Annotated in this window: 17 protein-coding genes; 6 read left to right on the top strand and 11 right to left on the bottom strand. The window is 72.5% G+C overall.

The window, feature by feature from the left end:
• Positions 1–108 precede the first annotated feature (108 nt).
• From AB0M95_RS23985 to AB0M95_RS23965, 5 genes are all read right to left on the bottom strand, one after another.
• Positions 109–606, bottom strand: coding sequence for a nicotinamide-nucleotide amidohydrolase family protein (locus AB0M95_RS23985; RefSeq protein WP_363768514.1), 498 nt, complete (start codon positions 604–606; stop codon positions 109–111).
• Positions 603–1,208 carry a CDP-diacylglycerol--glycerol-3-phosphate 3-phosphatidyltransferase gene (gene pgsA, locus AB0M95_RS23980; protein WP_358517481.1) on the bottom strand — a complete coding sequence of 202 codons (606 nt, stop codon included), beginning with the start codon at positions 1,206–1,208 and terminating at the stop codon, positions 603–605. Before pgsA ends, AB0M95_RS23985 begins: the two co-directional genes overlap by 4 nt.
• On the bottom strand, positions 1,205–2,614 hold the full coding sequence (gene rimO, locus AB0M95_RS23975; RefSeq protein ID WP_363768510.1) for a 30S ribosomal protein S12 methylthiotransferase RimO: 1,410 nt from the start codon (positions 2,612–2,614) through the stop codon (positions 1,205–1,207). The genes pgsA and rimO overlap by 4 nt, the downstream gene beginning before the upstream one ends.
• 215 nt (positions 2,615–2,829) lie before the next feature.
• Positions 2,830–3,570, bottom strand: coding sequence for a RodZ domain-containing protein (locus AB0M95_RS23970; RefSeq protein ID WP_358517477.1), 741 nt, complete (start codon positions 3,568–3,570; stop codon positions 2,830–2,832).
• A gap of 99 nt (positions 3,571–3,669) precedes the next feature.
• Positions 3,670–6,231: a DNA translocase FtsK gene (locus AB0M95_RS23965; protein WP_363768506.1), complete on the bottom strand. Its 2,562-nt coding sequence runs from the start codon at positions 6,229–6,231 to the stop codon at positions 3,670–3,672.
• A gap of 226 nt (positions 6,232–6,457) precedes the next feature.
• Here AB0M95_RS23965 and AB0M95_RS23960 point away from each other — a divergent pair, with 226 nt between their 5' ends.
• Positions 6,458–7,417, top strand: coding sequence for a sugar kinase (locus AB0M95_RS23960; protein WP_363768503.1), 960 nt, complete (start codon positions 6,458–6,460; stop codon positions 7,415–7,417).
• Here the strand turns inward: AB0M95_RS23960 and AB0M95_RS23955 are convergent.
• The 4 genes from AB0M95_RS23955 to dapA all read right to left on the bottom strand — a co-directional run bounded on the left by AB0M95_RS23955 (position 7,407) and on the right by dapA (position 11,768).
• On the bottom strand, positions 7,407–8,171 hold the full coding sequence (locus AB0M95_RS23955; RefSeq protein WP_363768500.1) for an IclR family transcriptional regulator: 765 nt from the start codon (positions 8,169–8,171) through the stop codon (positions 7,407–7,409). The two genes, AB0M95_RS23960 and AB0M95_RS23955, sit on opposite strands and share 11 nt — an antisense overlap.
• 127 nt (positions 8,172–8,298) lie before the next feature.
• Positions 8,299–8,856 carry a DUF402 domain-containing protein gene (locus tag AB0M95_RS23950; RefSeq protein WP_358517470.1) on the bottom strand — a complete coding sequence of 186 codons (558 nt, stop codon included), beginning with the start codon at positions 8,854–8,856 and terminating at the stop codon, positions 8,299–8,301.
• A gap of 50 nt (positions 8,857–8,906) precedes the next feature.
• Positions 8,907–10,592: a ribonuclease J gene (locus AB0M95_RS23945; protein WP_363768497.1), complete on the bottom strand. Its 1,686-nt coding sequence runs from the start codon at positions 10,590–10,592 to the stop codon at positions 8,907–8,909.
• 261 nt (positions 10,593–10,853) lie between these two features.
• Entirely contained in the window at positions 10,854–11,768 is a 915-nt protein-coding gene (gene dapA / locus AB0M95_RS23940) for a 4-hydroxy-tetrahydrodipicolinate synthase (protein ID WP_358517466.1), read from the bottom strand.
• A 492-nt stretch (positions 11,769–12,260) separates the two neighbouring features.
• On the opposite strand from dapA, the gene AB0M95_RS23935 reads away from it, so the two are divergent.
• A complete protein-coding gene (locus AB0M95_RS23935) occupies positions 12,261–13,004 on the top strand; it encodes a GntR family transcriptional regulator (RefSeq protein ID WP_363768493.1) in 744 nt (247 codons plus the stop codon).
• 325 nt (positions 13,005–13,329) lie between these two features.
• Here the strand turns inward: AB0M95_RS23935 and AB0M95_RS23930 are convergent, their stop codons facing one another.
• The gene (locus AB0M95_RS23930) at positions 13,330–14,208 is read right to left on the bottom strand and encodes a DMT family transporter (protein WP_363768490.1); all 879 of its coding nucleotides are present in this window, start codon (positions 14,206–14,208) and stop codon (positions 13,330–13,332) included.
• Positions 14,209–14,419: 211 nt separating this feature from the next.
• Here AB0M95_RS23930 and AB0M95_RS23925 point away from each other — a divergent pair, with 211 nt between their 5' ends.
• From AB0M95_RS23925 to AB0M95_RS23910, 4 genes are all read left to right on the top strand, one after another.
• The gene (locus tag AB0M95_RS23925) at positions 14,420–15,826 is read left to right on the top strand and encodes a PLP-dependent aminotransferase family protein (RefSeq protein WP_363768488.1); all 1,407 of its coding nucleotides are present in this window, start codon (positions 14,420–14,422) and stop codon (positions 15,824–15,826) included.
• Between the two features lie 181 nt (positions 15,827–16,007).
• Positions 16,008–16,664 carry a CGNR zinc finger domain-containing protein gene (locus AB0M95_RS23920; protein WP_363768485.1) on the top strand — a complete coding sequence of 219 codons (657 nt, stop codon included), beginning with the start codon at positions 16,008–16,010 and terminating at the stop codon, positions 16,662–16,664.
• 168 nt (positions 16,665–16,832) lie between these two features.
• A complete protein-coding gene (locus AB0M95_RS23915; protein ID WP_363768482.1) occupies positions 16,833–17,417 on the top strand; it encodes a GNAT family N-acetyltransferase in 585 nt (194 codons plus the stop codon).
• Positions 17,418–17,557: 140 nt separating this feature from the next.
• Entirely contained in the window at positions 17,558–18,427 is an 870-nt protein-coding gene (locus tag AB0M95_RS23910) for a 1,4-dihydroxy-2-naphthoate polyprenyltransferase (protein WP_363768479.1), read from the top strand.
• Positions 18,428–18,664: 237 nt separating this feature from the next.
• Here the strand turns inward: AB0M95_RS23910 and AB0M95_RS23905 are convergent.
• Positions 18,665–18,937, bottom strand: a 273-nt coding sequence (locus AB0M95_RS23905; RefSeq protein ID WP_363768476.1) for a zinc ribbon domain-containing protein, incomplete at its 5' end; no start/stop codon positions are given.

Raw genomic sequence — 18,937 nt, 5'->3', positions numbered from 1 at the left:
CTCCTCACCGATGGGTCACGGACCTCGCTCACAGCTCCACCGTACCCGCATCGGCCAACAGGGCGGCAGACCGTGACGAGCATGTTCGCTGGTGACGTAACGCGGTAATCATCCGGAATGTTCCCCCACATCGGCCTCCAGCACACCTCGCAGGAGATCCAAACCCTCCCGCACTGTTCTTTTGCGGATCTCTTCCCTGGATCCCGAAAGAACCACGTCTCGCCCCCAGATTCGCCCATCCGGTCCCCCCACGGCGATGTGGACGGTGCCGACCGGCCGCCCGTCCTGAGGGTCGGGCCCCGCCACCCCCGTGACCGCGAGGCCGTAGGTCGCGCCGGTCAGCCGGCGCACCCCGGCCGCCATCGCGGAGGCGACCTCCGGGTGCACCGCTCCCTCCCGATCGAGTAGATCTTCCGGGACGTCCAGCAGGCCGGCCTTCAGCTCGGTCGCGTAGGCGATCACCCCGCCCCGGAACGCGGCCGAGGCCCCGCTCGGCGTGGTGAGCGTGGCACCGATGAGGCCGCCGGTCAGCGACTCGGCCACCGCGACCGTCGCCCCCCGGCGGACCAGGAGGGACAGGACCTCGGCGGCGAGCGCCGCGCTCATCCGCCCCGCGCCTTCTGGGCGACCTTGCGCAGCCGTACGGCCCTGACGACGTAGTCGGCCCCGGTGACCACGGTGACGGCCAGCGCGGGCCCCATGACGGCCCAGCGCAGCGGCCCGGGCACGCCGGGCAGGACGTACAGGGCGATGGCGGTGATCTGCAGGACCGTCTTGACCTTGCCGCCGTAGCTCGCCGGGATGATGCCGTGCCGGATCACCGCGAAGCGCAGCGCCGTCACCCCGGCCTCCCGGACGAGGATCGCGCCGGTCACCCACCAGGACACCTCGTCCAGCAGCGACAGCGTGACCAGCGCCGCGCCGATCAACGCCTTGTCGGCGATCGGATCGGCGATCTTGCCGAAGTCGGTGATCAGCCCGTACCGGCGGGCCAGCCAGCCGTCGAGCTGGTCGGTCAGCGAGGCGAGCAGGAAGACCACGAGCGCGGTCCACCGCCCCCCTGTGCCGTCCACGAACATGCAGACGACGAAGAACGGGACGACCACGAGCCGGAGGACGGTCAGCACGTTGGCGATGTTCCACGGGCTGACGCGCCGAGCCGCGGAGGAAGCGATCGGCTCGGTGCCGGCCTCCGGCTGGTTCGTCATGGCGAGGCCTTGATGCGGGCGATCAAATCGACCCCCTCGGCGTCCACGACCGTGGCGCGCACGATCTGGCCGGGGAACAGGCCGATGCCCTGGACGGTCACCGAACCGTCCACCTCGGGCCCTTGGTGGGCCGCGCGGCCCTCGTAGCCGCCGTCGCCGAGGTCCTCCTCGATGAGGACCTCGACCTCGGTGCCGATGCGCTCCTCGGCCCGCTGGGCGGTCAGCTCCTCGGCGAGCTCGGTCAGCGCGGCGACCCGCTCGTCGATCGTCTCCTGGTCCAGCTTGCCCCCGAGGCGGGCGGCCTCGGTGCCGTCCTCGTCGGAGTAACCGAAGACGCCGGCGACGTCCAGCCGGGCCTCCTCCAGGAAGCCGGCCAGCTCGGCGAACTCGGCCTCGGTCTCGCCGGGGAACCCGACGATGAAGTTGGAGCGCACGCCCGCCTCGGGCGCGTGCTCGCGGACGGCCGCCAGCAGGTCCAGGAAGCGGCGGGGATCGCCGAAGCGGCGCATCCTGCGCAGGACCGTCCCGCTGGCGTGCTGGAACGACAGGTCGAAGTACGGGGCCACACCGGGGGTGCCGGTGATGACCTCCAGCAGGCCCGGACGCAGCTCGGCGGGCTGCAGGTAGCTCACCCTGACCCGCTCGACGCCCTCGACGGCGGCCAGGCGCGGCAGGAGCTTCTCCAGGGCCCGCAGGTCGCCGAGGTCCTTGCCGTAGGAGGTGGAGTTCTCACTGACCAGGACGAGCTCCTTCACCCCCTGACCGGCGAGCCACGCGGCCTCGGCCAGCAGGTCCTCCGGAGCGCGCGAGACGTAGGCGCCGCGGAACGCCGGGATCGCGCAGAAGGAGCAGCGGCGGTCGCACCCCGAGGCGAGCTTCAGCGGGGCCATGGGGCCGCCGGAGAGCCGCTTGCGGAGCGTACGGGGGCCGCTGGCGGGCGCCACGCCGTCGGGCAGGGCGTCACCGTGGCCGGGGACGGCGGTCGTGGCCGCGGAGCGCTCGACCGGGGTGATGGGCAGCAGCGTGCGGCGGTCGCGCGGGCTGTGGGCGCCGAGGGACCTGCCCTCCAGCACATCGTCCAGCCGCGCGCCGATGTCGGCGTAGTCGTCGAAGGAGATGACGGCGGAGGCTTCGGGCAGCGCGTCCGCGAGCTCCTTGCCGTAGCGCTCGGCCATGCAGCCCGCGGCGACCACCTTGGCCCCGGAGTCGGACGCGGCGAGCAGCGTGTCGATGGAGTCCTTCTTCGCCGAGTCGATGAAGCCACAGGTGTTCACGACGATGACGTCGGGATCATCGTCGGCGAGGCTCCACCCGGCGGCCTCCATGCGCGCGGCGAGCTCCTCGGAGTCGACCTCGTTGCGCGCGCAGCCCAGTGTGATCAGCGATGCGGTTCGGCGGGAAGACATGATGGACTCTACGGTATCGGGAGTTGGCCACCATCTGACGCACTCCCCCCGTACTCGCGCGCGCGAACGGGCCGCGCGGCCACCGGTGATCATCATGGGCGGGCCGCGCGGATCGGACCGCGCCGCGAAGCGGGTCACAGAACGTCAGCGAACAGGCTCGGAAAAGCTTGGTCAGATTAAGTCAGATCAGGTCAGAGAGTATGTCACGCCGGCGGTCACCGCGCGCCGGGCGTTTCCGGGCCGAAGGACTTGTGGACGAGCTGGCCGATCTTCCCCGGCACGCCCAGGTGCTTGCCATTGACCTCCAGGTCGACGCCACCGGCGTTGCCGATCGTGACCCGCACCTCCTTGTGCGCCTTCCACGTCGAGGTGCGCCCCGCCGGCAGCGTGCCGCGGAACATCTGCTTGCCCTTGCCGTCGCTGACCTCCAGCCAGGACGGCTTGGTCGCCTTGACCTGGAGCGTCACGACGTCGCTCTCCGGCTTGGCGGCCTTCTTCGCGTCACCTTGGGACTTGCCGACCGGGACGGGCGCCTTGGGGACGCCGGCCTTGGGCTCGGCGGTGGTGGTGTCGCCGGACCCGCTCATCACCCGGGCGACCCCGAAGACGGCGACGATGGCCAGGGCGATCGCCATCGCCGTCGACCAGTTGGGGCTGCGGCGCTCGCGGAGCTTGATCGTGCTCTCGGCCTGGAAGACGGCGGCGGCGCGCACGGGCAGGGGAACCCCGCCGTGTTCCTCGTCGAACTGGTGCACGATCGCGTCGGGATCCAGCCCGAGAGTCTTGGCGATGTTGCGGACGTGACCCCTGGCGTAGAAGTCGCCGCCGCAGAGCGAGAAGTCGTCCCGCTCGATGGCATAGATGACCGTTTCCCGGATACGCGTGCGGCCGCTCAGCTGAGCGACCGTCATGCCCGCCGCGTGACGTGCCGCGGCCAGCGTCACTCCAATGCTCATACGTCCCCCTCGCCGTGCACCTGCGCTACGCGCCCGTATTCCGACGATGCGTAGTCATTCACATTCAACCAGTTACCGAGGGGGTCGGTCGCGGAGGGGTCACTCTCCCCGCAAGTCGGCGAGCAGGCCGGGCAGGTCGTCGGGCTTCACCATCACCTCGCGCGCCTTGGAGCCCTCGCTGGGGCCGACGACGTTCCTGCTCTCCAGCAGGTCCATCAGGCGGCCGGCCTTGGCGAAGCCGACGCGCAGCTTGCGCTGGAGCATCGACGTGGAGCCGAACTGCGTGGTGACGATGAGCTCGGCCGCCTGGATCAGCAGGTCAAGGTCGTCGCCGATGTCCTCGTCGATCTCGCGCTTGGCGGCCGCGGTGGCGGCGACGTCCTCGCGGTACTCCACCTGCATCTGCGCCTTGCAGTGGGCGACGACGTCGTGGATCTCCTTCTCGGAGACGAACGCGTTCTGCAGCCGCATCGGCTTGCTGGCGCCCATGGGCAGGAACAGCGCGTCACCCTGGCCGACGAGCTTCTCGGCGCCGGGCTGGTCCAGGATGACCCGGGAGTCGGCCAGCGAGGACGTCGCGAACGCGAGCCGGGACGGCACGTTGGCCTTGATCAGCCCGGTGACGACGTCCACCGAGGGGCGCTGGGTGGCGATCACGAGGTGGATGCCGGCGGCGCGGGCGAGCTGGGTGATGCGGACGATCGAGTCCTCGACGTCGCGGGGGGCGACCATCATCAGGTCGGCGAGCTCGTCGATGATCACAAGCAGGTAGGGGTACGGCTGGTAGACGCGCTCGCTGCCCGGCGGGGGCACCAGCTTTCCGGCGCGGACGGCCTTGTTGAACTCGTCCACGTGCCGGAAGCCGCTGGCCGCCAGGTCGTCGTAGCGCCGGTCCATCTCCCCCACGACCCATTCGAGGGCCTCGGCGGCCTTCTTGGGGTTGGTGATGATCGGCGTGATCAGGTGGGGGATGCCCTCGTAGGTGTTGAGCTCGACCCGCTTGGGGTCGACGAGCACCATGCGCACCTCGTCCGGGGTCGCGCGCATCAGGATCGAGGAGATGAGCCCGTTGACGCAGACGGACTTTCCCGCGCCGGTGGCGCCGGCGATGAGCAGGTGGGGCATCTTGGCCAGGTTGGCCACTATCGTGCGCCCCTCGACGTCCTTGCCGAGGCCCACGATCATCGGGTGCTGGTCGGCCTGGGCGACCTGCGAGCGCAGCACGTCGCCAAGGCTGACCAGGTCCTTGTCGGTGTTCGGGATCTCCACGCCGATCGCGGACTTGCCGGGGATCGGCGACAGGATGCGCACGTCGGCGGACTTGACGGCGTAGGCGATGTTCCTGGTGAGCGCGGTGACCTTCTCGACCTTGACGGCGGGGCCCAGCTCGATCTCGTACCGCGTGACCGTCGGGCCGCGCGTGAAGCCGATCACCTGCGCGTCGATCGAGAACTGCTCCAGCACGCTGGTGAGCGCGTTGACGACGACCGTATTGGCCTTGGTCTGGGGCTTGGGGGCCGTGCCGGAGCGCAGCGTGGAGACGTCCGGCAGGATGTACGGGCCGGCCTGCGGGGACAGCACGAGTTGCTCGACCTTGCGCGGGGCCGGCGAGGGGTCGGGAGGCTCGGAGACGGCGGGCCTCGGCGGCTCGTCCTCCTCGTCGACCAGGCCGGGCACGATCTCCGGGGAGTGGTCGGGCCGGGCGGGCGGGGCGCCGGGCGCGTCGGCGACCAGGGGCGTGTCGTACGGCTTGACCAGGTCGGCGGGCTCGGCGCCGCCCGCGCCGTCCTTGCCGGTGGCCGCGCCCTTGCGGGTGCGGCGGGCGGGCTTCTTCTCCCCCGGCTCGCCCCTCACGGCCTTGTCGGAGGACTTCTGGAACAGCATGTGCTGGATCTCGGCCAGCCGCTCGGGCACGCGGTGGACCGGCGTGGCGGTGATCACCAGCACGCCGAAGCCCGACAGCAGCAGCAGCAGCGGGATCGTGATGAACGCCGGGAGGATGCTGGAGGGCGGCGCCGAGACGATGAAGCCGATCATGCCGCCCGCGGCCGAGACCTTGTCCATGCCGTCGGTCTTCGCTGGTCCCGAGGGGTACGGGGTGGCGTGCGCGACGTGGATGATGCCGAGCAGGCCCGCCAGCAGCGCCGCCCAGCCGATCATGATGCGGCCGGTGTCGGCGTGCTGGTCGGGGTGACGCAGCAGCCGCCAGGCGACCAGCCCGAGCATTAGGGGCACCGCCCAGGCCAGGGACCCCACGGCGCCGCGCAGGACGGAGTTCACGATGGTCGCGAACGTGCCCTGGGCGGAGGTGCGCCAGGTCATGGCGGCCAGGACGATGGCGGCGCCGAGGACGGCCAGGCCGAGCCCGTCGCGGCGGTGGGCCGGGTCCAGCTCGCGCGCCTGGTTGCCGAAGGCCCGCGCGGCGGTGCCGATGCCGTTGGCGATGAGCAGCCATACGCCGACGAAAAGCTTCCCGATGGCGATGAAGACCCAGCTGATCGGGTCCGGCGGCGCGGCGGCGGGACGGCGCGCCGGGCGGCCCTGCGGACGCCCCGCCGCGGCCCGCGCCTGCGGGCGCTTGGCGGAGGGACGCGACGATGAGGACGGAGTGGACCGCTTCGCCGACCCCTTCGGGGTGGTTTTCGACGTACGGGTGGCCATGGTACCGAGGGTACGCATGAGACGGACCGGACTCCGGGAGCGACGCGCCGGACATGAACGTGTTCTATGTATTGATTTCATATTTTATGTAATGAAATTCCCGCTGACACTGGTCCAGGGTGCGCCCGGACAAGAGTTCCACGGTGATGTTTGGCATGATGTCCTCCGGATTCATTCTGTTGCATTACATGAAATCAGATCCCGTTACATGAATCAGGAGCCCGCCATGGACGTGATGGTGATCGGTGAACCGCTGGTCGAGTTCTCGGCGTCGGGCCCGCTGACCGAGGCGGACACCTTCCGGTTGTCGTTCTCCGGCGACGCCCTCAACGCCGCCGTGGCCGCCGCCGCGACCGGCGCGCACGTCGCCCTGGTGACGCTGGTGGGCGACGACGAGTTCGGCGAACGGCTGGTCCGCTTCGCGGCCGCGCACGGCGTCGACACGCGGTGGATGCGGCACGGCGCGGGCTCGACCGGCGCCTACGCCGTCGGTGCGGACCCGGGCGGCGAGCGGGCGTTCACGTACATGCGGGCGTGCAGCGCGGCCTCCCGGATGGGCCCGGACGACGTGGTGGCGGCGCCGCTGGAGGAGACCGCCGTCCTGCTGGTCAGCGGCGTCACGGCCGCCCTGTCGCGGTCCTGCGCGCAGGCCGTGCTGCACGCGGCCCAGACCGTGGACGCCGCCGGGGGCAGGGTCGTCTACGACCCGAACTACCGGTGGCGACTGACCGGCCCCGAGGCAGCCGCCGCCACGCTGGCCTCCGTCGCGCCCTGGGCGGCCCTGGTGACCCCGTCCAGCCCCGGCGACACCCTCCCCCTGCTCGCCACCGCCGACCCCGCCGAGGCCGCGCGCGCGTGCCTGGCGCTCGGGGCGCGGGCCGTGGCCGTCACCCGCGGGCCCGACGGGGTGCTGCTCGCCGACGGCGAAGGGACTCCGGAGGACGTGCCCGCGATCCCGGCGGCGGCGATCGTCGACCAGACGGGCGCGGGCGACGCGTTCGCGGGCACGCTCGCCGCGCGGCTCGCCCTCGGGACGCCCCTGCGTGAGGCCGTGCGCGCCGGCACGGCCGCCGCCGCCATCAGCCTGGCGGGCCAGGGCGGCACCGGGCGCGTGGCGACGCCCGAGGAGATCGAGCGCCTGCTCGCCGGCAGCCCCGGCGTCGCCGGCAACGGGCTCAGCGGGTGAGGGCCGCCGTCGGGGCGCCGAGGGCCAGCGAGACCTCACGGGCCGCGGCGACGACCACGGGGGCGAGCGCCACCAGGGCGTCGCGTTCCATGTCCATGGCCAGCGTGGAGATGGATATTCCGCCCAGCACCCGGCCGGTGTGGTCGAACACGGCCGCACCGACGCAGCGGACGCCGGGCTCGTTCTCCTCGTCGTCCATCGCGTAGCCGAGTTCCCTGACCTTGCCGAGGTGGGCGAGCAGATCGCCCACCTCGGTGAGGGTGACGCCGGTGAGCCGCGCCAGGCCGGCGCGGGCGGCGATGGCCCGCACCTCGTCGTCGTCCAGCTCGGCGAGGACGGCCTTGCCGATCGCGGTGCTGTGCAGGCGCAGGCTCATGCCCACCCGCGAGGGCATCTGGTACGGCCTGCGCCCTTCGAGCTTCTCGACGTAGACGGCCTCGTCGCCGCCGCGGATGCCGAAGTTGGTGGTGTAGCCGGTGCGCTCGTGCAGCGCGCGCAGGGCGGCCGACGCCTGGTGGGAGGGGTCGAACCGGCTCATGACCTTGCCCGCCAGGGTGAGGATGCGCGGCCCCGGCTCGTACCCCCCGGCTCCGTCGGCACGGGCGAACCCCCACTCGATGAGCGACTGGAGGATGCGATGGACGGTCGACTTGGAGACGCCCGTCGCCACCGCGATGTCCGTGACGCGGTGGTGCTCGGCGATCGCCTCCAGCACCGCCAACGCCTTGTCGATGGAGCTGCCTTCCCTGACCACGCACCGAGCCTACTAAGACCGGACCTACCAAGAGCGGCCGCCGCCGGGAGTGCCCGACGTCATCGGGCGAGCCGGCCGCCGTCCACGGCGAGCACGTGCCCGTTCGCCGCCGGGCTCGACCCCTCGCTCAGCGGACCTCGGCGAGCCAGCGTTCGTGGGCGCCGTCGAAGGGGGACGTGCGGGCGGCGATGGCGGTCATCAGCCAGGCGGCCGCGCTCTCCGCCTGGCCGATGACCTCGCCCGGATAGCCGTAGCGGGCGAGGTGCTCGGCGAACTCGTCCTCGTCGTCCACGAACAGGCGCCCGTCGCGCATCAGCAGCACGTCCAGGTCCAGGTCGACCATGGTGACCCGGCCGTCGGCCCAGCGCGGCACGGTCGTGATGTCGCAGTAGATCGCGCACCTGCCCGGCCGGTCGTTGAAGGTCGCGGTGTACCACGCGTCACGCGGGAACAGCATCACGAACGCCTGCTCCCAGACGACCGGCGGCTCGGAGCCCCGGGCCCCGCTCGTGCCCGCCGGGCACCCGAGCCAGGCCCCGTGCTCGTCCTCCCCCAGCAGCCACCCCTCGTGGTGCCAGTGGAGCGACCCGTCGTACTTCGTGTACACGACCTCGGCGGCCGTGCCGGTGACGCCGACCGTGGAGGCGGGGGCGTTCACCGGCGATCCGGCCCGGTTCTCAGGCATACGGCTCCTCGTGCGCGGGTTCGAGTGGCGGCACGTGAAACCTACGCCGGTCAGACCTCCACGACCACTGGAATAATCATGGGACGGCGGCGGTAGGTGTCGCTGACCCAGCGGCCGACGATGCGGCGGGTCACCCTGCGCATCTGCTGCAGGTCGGCGACGCCGTCGGCCGCGGTGCCCTCCAGCGCGCTCTCGATCAGCGGGATGACCTCGTCGAACGCCTCGATCTCTATGCCCGACCCGCGCGCGTAGACCTCCGGCCCGCCGGTGACCTTGCCCGTCGTCGAGTCGACCACCACGACCACGGAGATGAAGCCTTCGTCCCCGAGGATGCGGCGGTCCTTGAGCGCGACGTCGGTGACCGCGCCGACCGAGGAGCCGTCGACGTAGACATAGCCGCACTGCACGTTGCCCACGATCTTCGCCCGGCCGTCGACCAGGTCCACGACCACGCCGTCCTCGGCGATGACGATGTGGTCGTCGGGGACGCCGGTCAGCGCCGCGAGCTTGGCGTGGGCCCGCATGTGGCGCCATTCGCCGTGCACCGGCATGAAGTTGGACGGCTTGGTGAGATTGAGGACGTACAGCAGCTCACCGGCGGCGGCGTGACCCGAGACGTGGACCGTGGCGTTGCCCTTGTGCACCACGCGGGCGCCCCAGCGGGTGAGGCCGTTGATGACCTTGTTCACGGCGGTCTCGTTGCCCGGCACCAGCGACGACGCCAGCACGACGGTGTCGCCCTCGGCCACGCGGATCGGGTGGTCGCGGTTGGCCATGCGCGACAGCGCCGCCATCGGCTCGCCCTGGGACCCCGTGCAGATGAGCACGACGTCCTCCGGCGGCCATTCCTCGATCTCGCGGGAGTCCACCAGCAGGCCCGCCGGCACGCGCAGGTAGCCCAGCTCGCGGGCGACCCCCATGTTGCGGACCATCGAGCGCCCGATGAGCGCGACCTTGCGGCCGTTCTCCTCCGCGGCGTCGAAGATCTGCTGCACGCGGTGGACGTGCGAGGCGAAGCAGGCCACGATGATGCGCTTGGTCGCGCTGCGGAAGACCTCGTCGATCACCGGGCCGATGGTGCGCTCGCTCGGGACGAAGCCCGGCACCTCGGAGTTCGTCGAGTCCGACATCAGCAGGTCGACGCCCTCGGAGCCGAGCCGGGCGAACCCGCCGAGGTCGGTGAGGCGGCCATCGAGGGGGAGCTGGTCCATCTTGAAGTCGCCGGTGTGCAGGACGATGCCCGCGGGCGTCCTCAGCGCGACGGCCAGCGCGTCGGGGATGGAGTGGTTGACCGCGAAGAACTCGCACTCGAACGGGCCGAACCGCCGCCGCGTCCCCTCGGCGACCTCGACCTTGACCGGCTGGATGCGGTGCTCGGTCAGCTTGCTCTCGATGAGGCCGAGCGTGAGCCGCGAGCCGACCAGCGGGATGTCGGCGCGCTCGCGCAGCAGGTAGGGCACGGCGCCGATGTGGTCCTCGTGGGCGTGCGTCAGGACGACGGCCTCGATGTCGTCCAGGCGGTCCCTGATGTAGGTGAAGTCGGGCAGGATCAGGTCGACGCCCGGCTGCTCGGGCTCGGGGAACAGCACACCGCAGTCGACCACCAGCAGCCGGCCGTCGAACTCGAACACCGCCATGTTGCGGCCGATCTCGCCGAGCCCTCCGAGCGCGACGATGCGCAGGCCGTTCTCCGGGAGCGCCGGAGGCGGCCCGAGCTCGGGATGCGGATGACTCATGCTCTACCCCCGTGTCCCACGGCCTGCCGCGCGCGCACGACTCCCTCGCCGAGCCGTCCGGCGCCTCGCGGGCCGCGTTCTCTGTTTCCGATTCTCAAACCCCTCTGTTCCTCCCCACCGCGCCGTCGCGCGGCCTGTAGCGGTCCCGCATGTCCCCGCCACTCGCGTCCGTCCGTCTCCCCTACGGGAGGGACGGGCGGACGCGCGGCGGTCACGTCATCGTGGCGCCCTTCACGGCCCTCGCGGACGCCTGCCCGGGCGTCAGCCGGGCAGCTTCACCCCGCCCGCGAGCAGGTCCTCCCTCAGGACGGCGATCTGTTCCGGGGTCGCGTCCACGAGCGGGAGCCGCACGGGGCCGGCGTCCCTGCCGAGCAGGCCGAGGGCCGCCTTCGCCATGATCACCCCTTGGGTGCGGGTCATGATGCCGGTCACCACGGGCAGCAGGCGCCGGTTGACGTCACGGGCGCCCTCGGCGTTGCCGGAGCGGAAGAGCCGGATCATGGACGCGAGCTCGGAGCCCACGACGTGGCCCACCACGCTGACGAACCCGACGGCCCCGGCCGCGAGCCAAGGCAGGTTGGAGGCGTCGTCACCGGAGTAGAACGTGAGCCCCGTGGCCGCCATCACCTGGGCGCCGGCGAACAGGTCGCCCTTGGCGTCCTTGACGGCGACGATGCGCGGGTGGTGGGCCAGGCGCAGCAGCGTCTCGGTGGCGATGGGCGTGCCCGTGCGCCCGGGGATGTCGTACAGCATCACCGGCAGGCCGGTCGCATCCGCGGCGGTCGTGAAGTGCCGGTACAGCCCCTCTTGAGGGGGCTTGTTGTAGTACGGCGTCACCAGCAGCAGGCCGTGGGCCCCCACGCGCTCGGCGGCCTTCGCCAACTCGACCGTGTGGCGGGTGTCGTTGGTGCCCACCCCGGCCACGACGGTCGCGCGGTCGCCGACGGCCTCCAGCACCAGGCGCAGGATCAGCTCTTTCTCCGCGTCGGTGGTGGTGGCGGACTCTCCGGTCGTGCCGCTCACGACCAGCCCGTCGTTGTCCTGCTCGTCGACGAGGTAGGTCGCCAGACGCTGGACGCCTTCGGCGTCGACGGCGCCGTCTGCGGCGAAGGGGGTGACCATGGCGGTCAGCAAGCGGCCGAAGGGCGCGTCGGAGGTTCCTGTTGGCGATGCCATAGACGGAACGGTACCCGGATCCGGCGGGATCGGTGGACCCCGCCACCCCGGATCCGCATGCGAGGAGCGTTCGGTGGGGCTTATATGGCTTCACCGGTAGTTGCCCGACTAGGCCGGGAGATGGATAGAGGCCGCCGATATGTGCTCGGGGGTACACACATCGACGACCTCTGTCCGTGTTATCGACGTGGCTTACGTGGGTGTTACACGACTCTGAGGAGAATTTTCCGGCGATCTTCGCGCGCCTCCCCGCACCCTCTGGCCGACCGCGTCTCCGCAGGTCCTGCCGGAGGTTCCCACGGAGGCCCGCGCGGCAGGTCGCCACGGCGGGCCCGGAGGGCGGGGCCGGTCGCGCACGGGCCCGCGCCGCCGTCCGGTGGCCGCGAGACGGCGTCCGTAAAGTTGGGACCCCAACCCGTCTCCATTACTCCCCGCTGTCTCCCGATTACGGCAAGATAAGAAAACGATCTCGCACGCCCCAGGGATGGACGGATGACTGGAAACGACCCGGTGTACCTCCGTGTTGTCGAAGAGTTGCGGGCGCAGATAGCCGACGGCACCCTGCCGCCCGGGGCGCCGATCCCGTCTCGCGCCCAGCTCACCCAGCGGTTCCGCGTCGGCGAGACCGCCGCCCGCCACGCGTTACGAGTACTGGCCGCCGAAGGGCTGATCATCGGCCGGGTCGGCTCCGGCCACTACGTCCGCGAGAAGTCCGTGCTCTATCCCCTCCAGCGTTCCCGCCACACCGACCACGACGCCCCGTTCGCCGCCGACATGCAGGCGGGCGGCCACCGCGCCACCTGGGACTGGCGCAGCGAGCCCGTCCGCGCCGGGCGCGAGATCGCCCGGCGCCTTCGGCTGGAGCCCGGCGACCCGGTGATCCGCACGCGCTACGTCTTCCGCGCCGAGGGCAAGCCGATGCAGCTCGCCACCTCCTACGAACCCGCCGAGCTCGGCAAGGGGCAGCCCGTCCCCGAAGAGGGCACGAACAACGGGCGCAAGAGCCTGCTGTCCCGCATGTCCGCCGCCGGTGTCAAGATCACCGACATCCGCGAGAGCGTCCACACCCGCGTCCCCCAGCCCACCGAGAGTGACCTGCTCGACCTCCCCACCGGCGTCCACATCCTCCACGTCGAGCGCACCCACTGGGCCGGCGACCGCCCCGTCGAGACCAGCGACATCGTCGTCCCCGGTGACCGCTTCCGCCTCGTCTACTCCGTCCCCCTCGGCGCCTGACCACCCACCATCCCCTTCACCACCTGACCGGCCCACCCCGCCACTCCCGGGTCCGCTTGTGGGGAGCTCCACCTTCCGCGCCCACGTGGCCCCTACCACCCGCCCCCACGGACCGGCTCCTCACGGCGCCGCGGCGGCGGGTCGGGACGTCGGCGAAGTCGGCGCCTCATACGGCGAAGCACCACGGGGCCCTTCGTGACCGGGCGGTATCGCGTACCAGGCCCGGCGGGACGCTGTGGGCGCGCTGTGCGGGGCTGGGAGGGGTTTTGAGGGGCGTGACATTCCTCGGGATGAGGGCGGGGGGATTCGCGGCCTGTGGAGGCGTTCAGGCGCGTGTGCGCTGGGTTGTGGCGACGCACAGCAGGACGGCGAGGGCTCCGGCGATCGTGGCGGCTTCCAGGCGCTCGCCGAGCAGGAGCCAGGCCCACAGCAGCGACAGGAGCGGCTGCACGAGCTGGGTCTGGCCCGCGCGGGCGATGCCGCCGGCGGCGAGCCCGGCGTACCAGGGGATGAATCCCAGGAACATCGACACCAGGGCCACGTAGGCGAACCCGGCCACCGACCCGGCCGTCGGGTGCGACGGCGTGACCACGGCGAGCACGAGCGTGACGGGGACCGATACCGGGGCCGCGATCACGAGAGCGTACGAGATGACCCGCCAGCCCGGGGTGTGCCGGGCCAGCCTGCCACCCTCGGTGTACCCGGCCGCCGCGCAGAGCAGGGCCGCGAGCAGCAGCAGGTCGGCGAAGGACGGGCGCCCGCCTCCCCGGCTGAGCGTGAACACCGTCACCGACACGGCCCCTGCGGCGCAGGCCACCCAGAACAGCGGGCGCGGCCGCTCCCCCGCGCGCAGGACGGCGCACACGGCGGTGGCGGCCGGGAGCAGCCCGATCACGACGGCGGCGTGCGACACGCTCGCCCCCGTGCCCAGCGCCAGCCCGCTGAACACCGGGAACCCGAAGACCACGCCGAGCCCGATGACCGCGTACGACCGCAGGTGGGCGCGCGGCGGGAGGAGCGGGGCCCCGGCCGCCACCAGGCAGACCCCCGCGACGAGCGCCGCGACGGCCGCCCTGCCGATGGCGACCAGGTAGGGATCGAACCCCCGCATCGCGAACTCGGTGGCCGGAAAGCTTCCGGAGAAGGCCAGCACCCCGAGCCCGGCGAGCGCCGTACCCCTCCAGACGCCCCCGCCGCGCGGCACGTCACGGACGACCGGACCACCCGCCCCACCGAGCCGCCGTCCGCCTCCGGCGTTCCCCGCCTCTTCAGGGCCACGGGGTGTCGCCTCTTCGGGGCCGCCCGGCGTCGCACGCCGTCGCTCCCGGGGATCGGGCGTCGCACGCCCCTTCTCCGCTGAACCCGGCTTTTCAGGCGATACCGCCGAGGGGACGATAGCGCTATTCTTGTCTCTCATGGATGACGATAGCAGTATCGCCCGGCTCGCGGGGCTGCTGCGGGACGAGGCCGCCCGGGTCGGGCCCGGCGGACGGTTGCCGTCCAGCCGGGAGCTGACGCGGCGGCACGGGGTCAGCCCCGTCACGGTCTCGCGGGCGCTCGCGGCGCTCGCCGCCGAGGGCCGGGTGGTCACGCGACCGGGCATCGGGGCCTTCGTCTCCGCCCCGCCCTCGGCGACGGCGGGCGACGGCACGGACGTGTCCTGGCAGACCGTGTCCCTCGGCGACAGGTCCGTGGACGACACGGCCGTCAGCGGCCTGCTCACCCCACCGCCCGAGGGGGTCATCCCGCTCACCGGCGGCTACCTGAACCCCGGCCTGCGCCCGTCCAAGGCCCTGGCCAACGCCGCCGCGCGCGCCGTGCGCCGCCCGGACGCCTGGGCGCTGCCCCCGCTGAACGGCCTCGCCGAGCTGCGCCGCTGGTTCGCCACCGAGGTCGGCGGCGGGGTCACCCAGGCGGACGTGCTGATCACCAGCGGCGGCCAGGCCGCGCTGACCCACGCCTTCCGCGCCCTCGCGGCCCCCGGCCAGGCGATGCTCGTCGAGACCCCGACCTACCCGGGCGCGCTCGCCTCGGCGCGGGCCGCCGGGCTACGCGCGGTCGCCGTGCCGATGGACCGCGACGGCGTGCGGCCGGAACTGCTGGCCGAGGCGTTCGCGGTCACCGGCGCGCGGGTCTTCTTCTGCCAGCCGACCGTGCACAACCCCACCGGCGCCGTGGTCCCGCCCGCGCGCCGCGAGCAGATCCTCGCCGTGGCGAGGGCCGCGGGCGCGTTCGTGATCGAGGACGACTACGCCCGCTACCTGACGACGGAGCCCGTGCCGCCGTCGCTCGTCACGCTGGACACCCACGGGACGGTCGTTCACGTCAACTCGCTCAGCAAGATCACCGCGCCGTCCATGCGGGTGGCCGCGGTCATCGCCCGGGGCCCGGCCGCGCGACGGCTCAGGGCCTCGCAAGTCGTCGAGTCGTTCTTCGTGGCCCGGCCGCTTCAGGAGACGGCGCTGGAGTTCCTGGGCTCGCCAGGCTGGCGCCGCCACCTGGCCGGGGTCGCGGCGGAGATCACGGTGCGGCGGGACGCACTGGCGTCGGCCCTGGCCCGCCACCTGCCGTCCGCCGTCGTCCGGCCGGTGCCGCAGGGCGGCCTGCACCTGTGGGTGCGGCTGCCGCGCGAGGTCGACGAGACCGCCCTGGTCGAGAGTGCGCAGCGCGCGGGGGTGCTGGTGAGCCCCGGCGCTATCTACCACCCCGCCGAGCCTCCGGGGCCGCACATCCGCGTGACGCACATCGCGGCGGCGCACGTCGCCGAGCTGACGGAGGGGGTCCGCCGCCTCGGCGCGGCCCTGGACGCCCACCTGTCCTGACCGTTCCGTCCCCTGCGCGAGTGCGCCTTCCCGGTCACCGGGCGGCACCATCCCGGCCCGGGGGGGTACGGGGCGCCTTCCCGGTCACCCGGCGGCACCATCCGGGCGCGGGAGTGCGGGGCGGGAAGGGGCCAGGGCGCTCGATACCAGGCGAAACCCTCTACTGGCTTACAGTGGTCACATGGACGCGCCGGCCGAACTGCTCCGCGACTTCGTGAACACCTACGACGTCCAGGGCGACACCGACGAGCTGGCCTCACCCGCCGAGCTCGCCATCTGGCTGCGGGAACGCGGGCTGATCTCCGAGGCGGACCGCGCCGTGGACGATGACTGGGCGCTGGCCGTCAACCTGCGCGAGGGCCTGCGCACCGCCCTGCGGCACGAGCACGCGCCCGACGCCACCCGCGACGCTCCGGCGCCCGGCCCCGTGGCAGATACTCGGGGGCCCGGCCCGGCGACCGAGACGCCGGCCTCCGGCCCGGTCGTGGAGGCCCCCGCGCCCGGCCCGGTGGCCGAGGCCGCGTCCACCCGGCTGGAGGCCGCGCTCGCGGCGCTCCCCCTGCGGATCACACTGGTGGACGGCGCGCCCGCTCCCGAACCGCTCGCCGAGGGCGCGGCGCGGGGGCTCGGGCTGATCGCGACGGCCGTCCTGCGGGCGCACGCCGACGGCTCGTGGCCGCGACTGAAGGTCTGCGCCGACAGCACCTGCCAGTGGGCGTTCATCGACTCCTCCAAGAACCGTTCGCGCGCGTGGTGCTCGATGCGGGTGTGCGGCAACCGCACCAAGACCCGCGCGTACCGCGCCCGCCGCCAGCAGAGCGCGCCGCGAGCGTCCTGAACCCGGCCCGCGAGCGCGTCGGGGCGGGGACGTTCACCGGGCCTGCCGTCCCGCTACGGCGCGGCAATCACCCGGCGTTCCCCGGGCAGGCGATCATCGGTGGCGGGTTCATGGTCGCCCGGTGGACCCGGATACGGTGTGGGGGCCGAGGAAAGGAGGCCTGCCGGTATGGCAGACGTGGGGGTACGGCCCGCGCGGCGTGAGGACGTCCCGGCGGTGACGGCCACCCAGATCAGGGCGTGGAAGAGCGGCTACGGCCGGTTCATGCCCGAGGAGCCGCTGGAGCAGATGACCGGGCCGTCGGCGCGGGAGCTGTGGAGCCGCCAGTGGGAGGAGGCCGTCGTGGCGCCGCCCTCGCCGCGCCACCGCCTCCTGGTCGCCGTCGAGACCGAAGACCTTCTGACCTCACTCGCCGAGAGCAGCGGCGAGCCCGGCGGGCAACTCGTGGTCGGGCTGGCCTCGCACGCCCCCGCCGAGGACCCGGACCTCGACCCGTCCACCACCGCCGAGCTGCTCACCCTGCTCGTCGACCCCGACCACACCCGCAGGGGCCACGGCAGCCGGCTGCTCAACGCCACCGTCGACCACCTGCGCGAGGACGGTTACGCCTCGGTCGTCACCTGGGTCTTCGCGGACGACCACGCACGGCTGGGCTTCCTGACCTCGGCAGGCTGGGCCCCGGACGAGGCCGAGCGCGTCCTGGACATGGGCCGCCCGGTGAAGATGATCCGCCTGGCCACGGACATCAGCTGATCACGCCCGTCCGCGCGGCGCTCAGGCGAGGCACCGTCGTACGACCCGGACGGTCATGAAATACCCTGCATAGGCGAATCCGGCCTGAAACGGGGTTCCCCGCCCGGCCGCGGACCGAATCGGTGGAAGAGGAAACGACGTTGGCGACACCCGCTCAATGGCTGGCGGGGGCACGACCCCGCACCCTCCCCGCGGCGGTGGTCCCCGTCGCCGTGGGCACGGGCGTGGCGGTCTCGTACGGCGCGGCGAGCTGGTGGCGGGCCGTGGTCGCGCTGCTGGTCGCGCTGATCCTCCAGGTCGGCGTGAACTACGCCAACGACTACAGCGACGGCGTGCGCGGCACCGACGAGGCGCGGGTGGGCCCGCTGCGGCTGGTCGGCTCGCGGGTGGCCTCGCCCCGCTCGGTGCTGCTGGCGGCCTTCGGGTGCTTCCTGGCGGCGGCCGTCGCGGGCCTGGCACTGGTCGTGGCCACCGGAGCGTGGTGGCTGCTGATCGTCGGGGCGCTGGCCATCGCCGCCGCCTGGTTCTACACCGGAGGCTCACGGCCGTACGGCTACCGGGCGCTCGGCGAGATCTCCGTGTTCGTGTTCTTCGGCCTGGTGGCCGTGGCCGGCACGACGTACGTCCAGATGGAACGGCTTCCGTGGCTCGCGGTCGCGGCGGCGGTGCCGGTCGGGCTGCTGGCCTGCGCGCTGCTGGTGGTGAACAACCTGCGCGACATCACCACCGACGGCCCCGCGGGCAAGCGCACGCTCGCGGTCGTGCTCGGCGACACCCGCACACGCGTGCTCTACGTCGCCTGCCTGCTGGTTCCGTTCATCGTCGCCCTGGCCCTGGCCTTCGTACGACCGTTCGCCGCGCTCACCGTGCTGGCGCTGCCGCTCGCCCTGGTGCCCGCCAAGGCCGTGCGGGACGGAGGGAACGGGCGGGCCCTGATCGCCACACTGCAACAGACCGGCCGCCTCCAACTCGCCTTCGGCCTGCTCTTCACGATCGGCCTCGCCCTATAGCCAAACCACTTGGGCCGCCGTAGCGAGGTCCTGGAGAAGATGAAACTGGAGGCCGCTGCGCCCGAGCATCCGAAACGACCCGTGACAATCCACCACCGGCCCTTTCGCTTGGCGCTACCCGGATTCGTCCAGGACGATCCTGGTAGCGCGGGTGGACGGGCAGGGCGGATGCGTCATTGCCTGGCCGTTGAACTCCTCCCCGGCCTGAAGGCCGGAGGTTCTCCCGTCGCGTCGCGGTCAAGCGGCGCGCGGGGGTTGACGCTTCGCAGACCGGGCAGCCCCGAGGTCTCCACGTCCTGACACCACAGTTCCTGCGGCGTTGCGAATGTTGATCGCGGCGTTGGTGTCGGCGTGGCCGGTCCACCCGCATCCGGGGTCGGCACAGGAGAACCGGGTGCCGTCACGGGAGGCCGCATCGCGGTGCCCGCACCGGTGGCAGGTCTGCGAGGTGCCCGGGGCGGGCACCTTCACCACCAGCCCGCCGCGATCACGGGTCTTGTACTCCAGCAG

This window comes from Sphaerisporangium sp. NPDC051017 (assembly GCF_040683095.1).
Taxonomy (GTDB): Bacteria; Actinomycetota; Actinomycetes; order Streptosporangiales; family Streptosporangiaceae; genus Sphaerisporangium.
The sequence above is the reverse complement of the archived record's forward strand: the minus strand, read 5'-3'. Positions and strand labels throughout refer to the sequence as shown.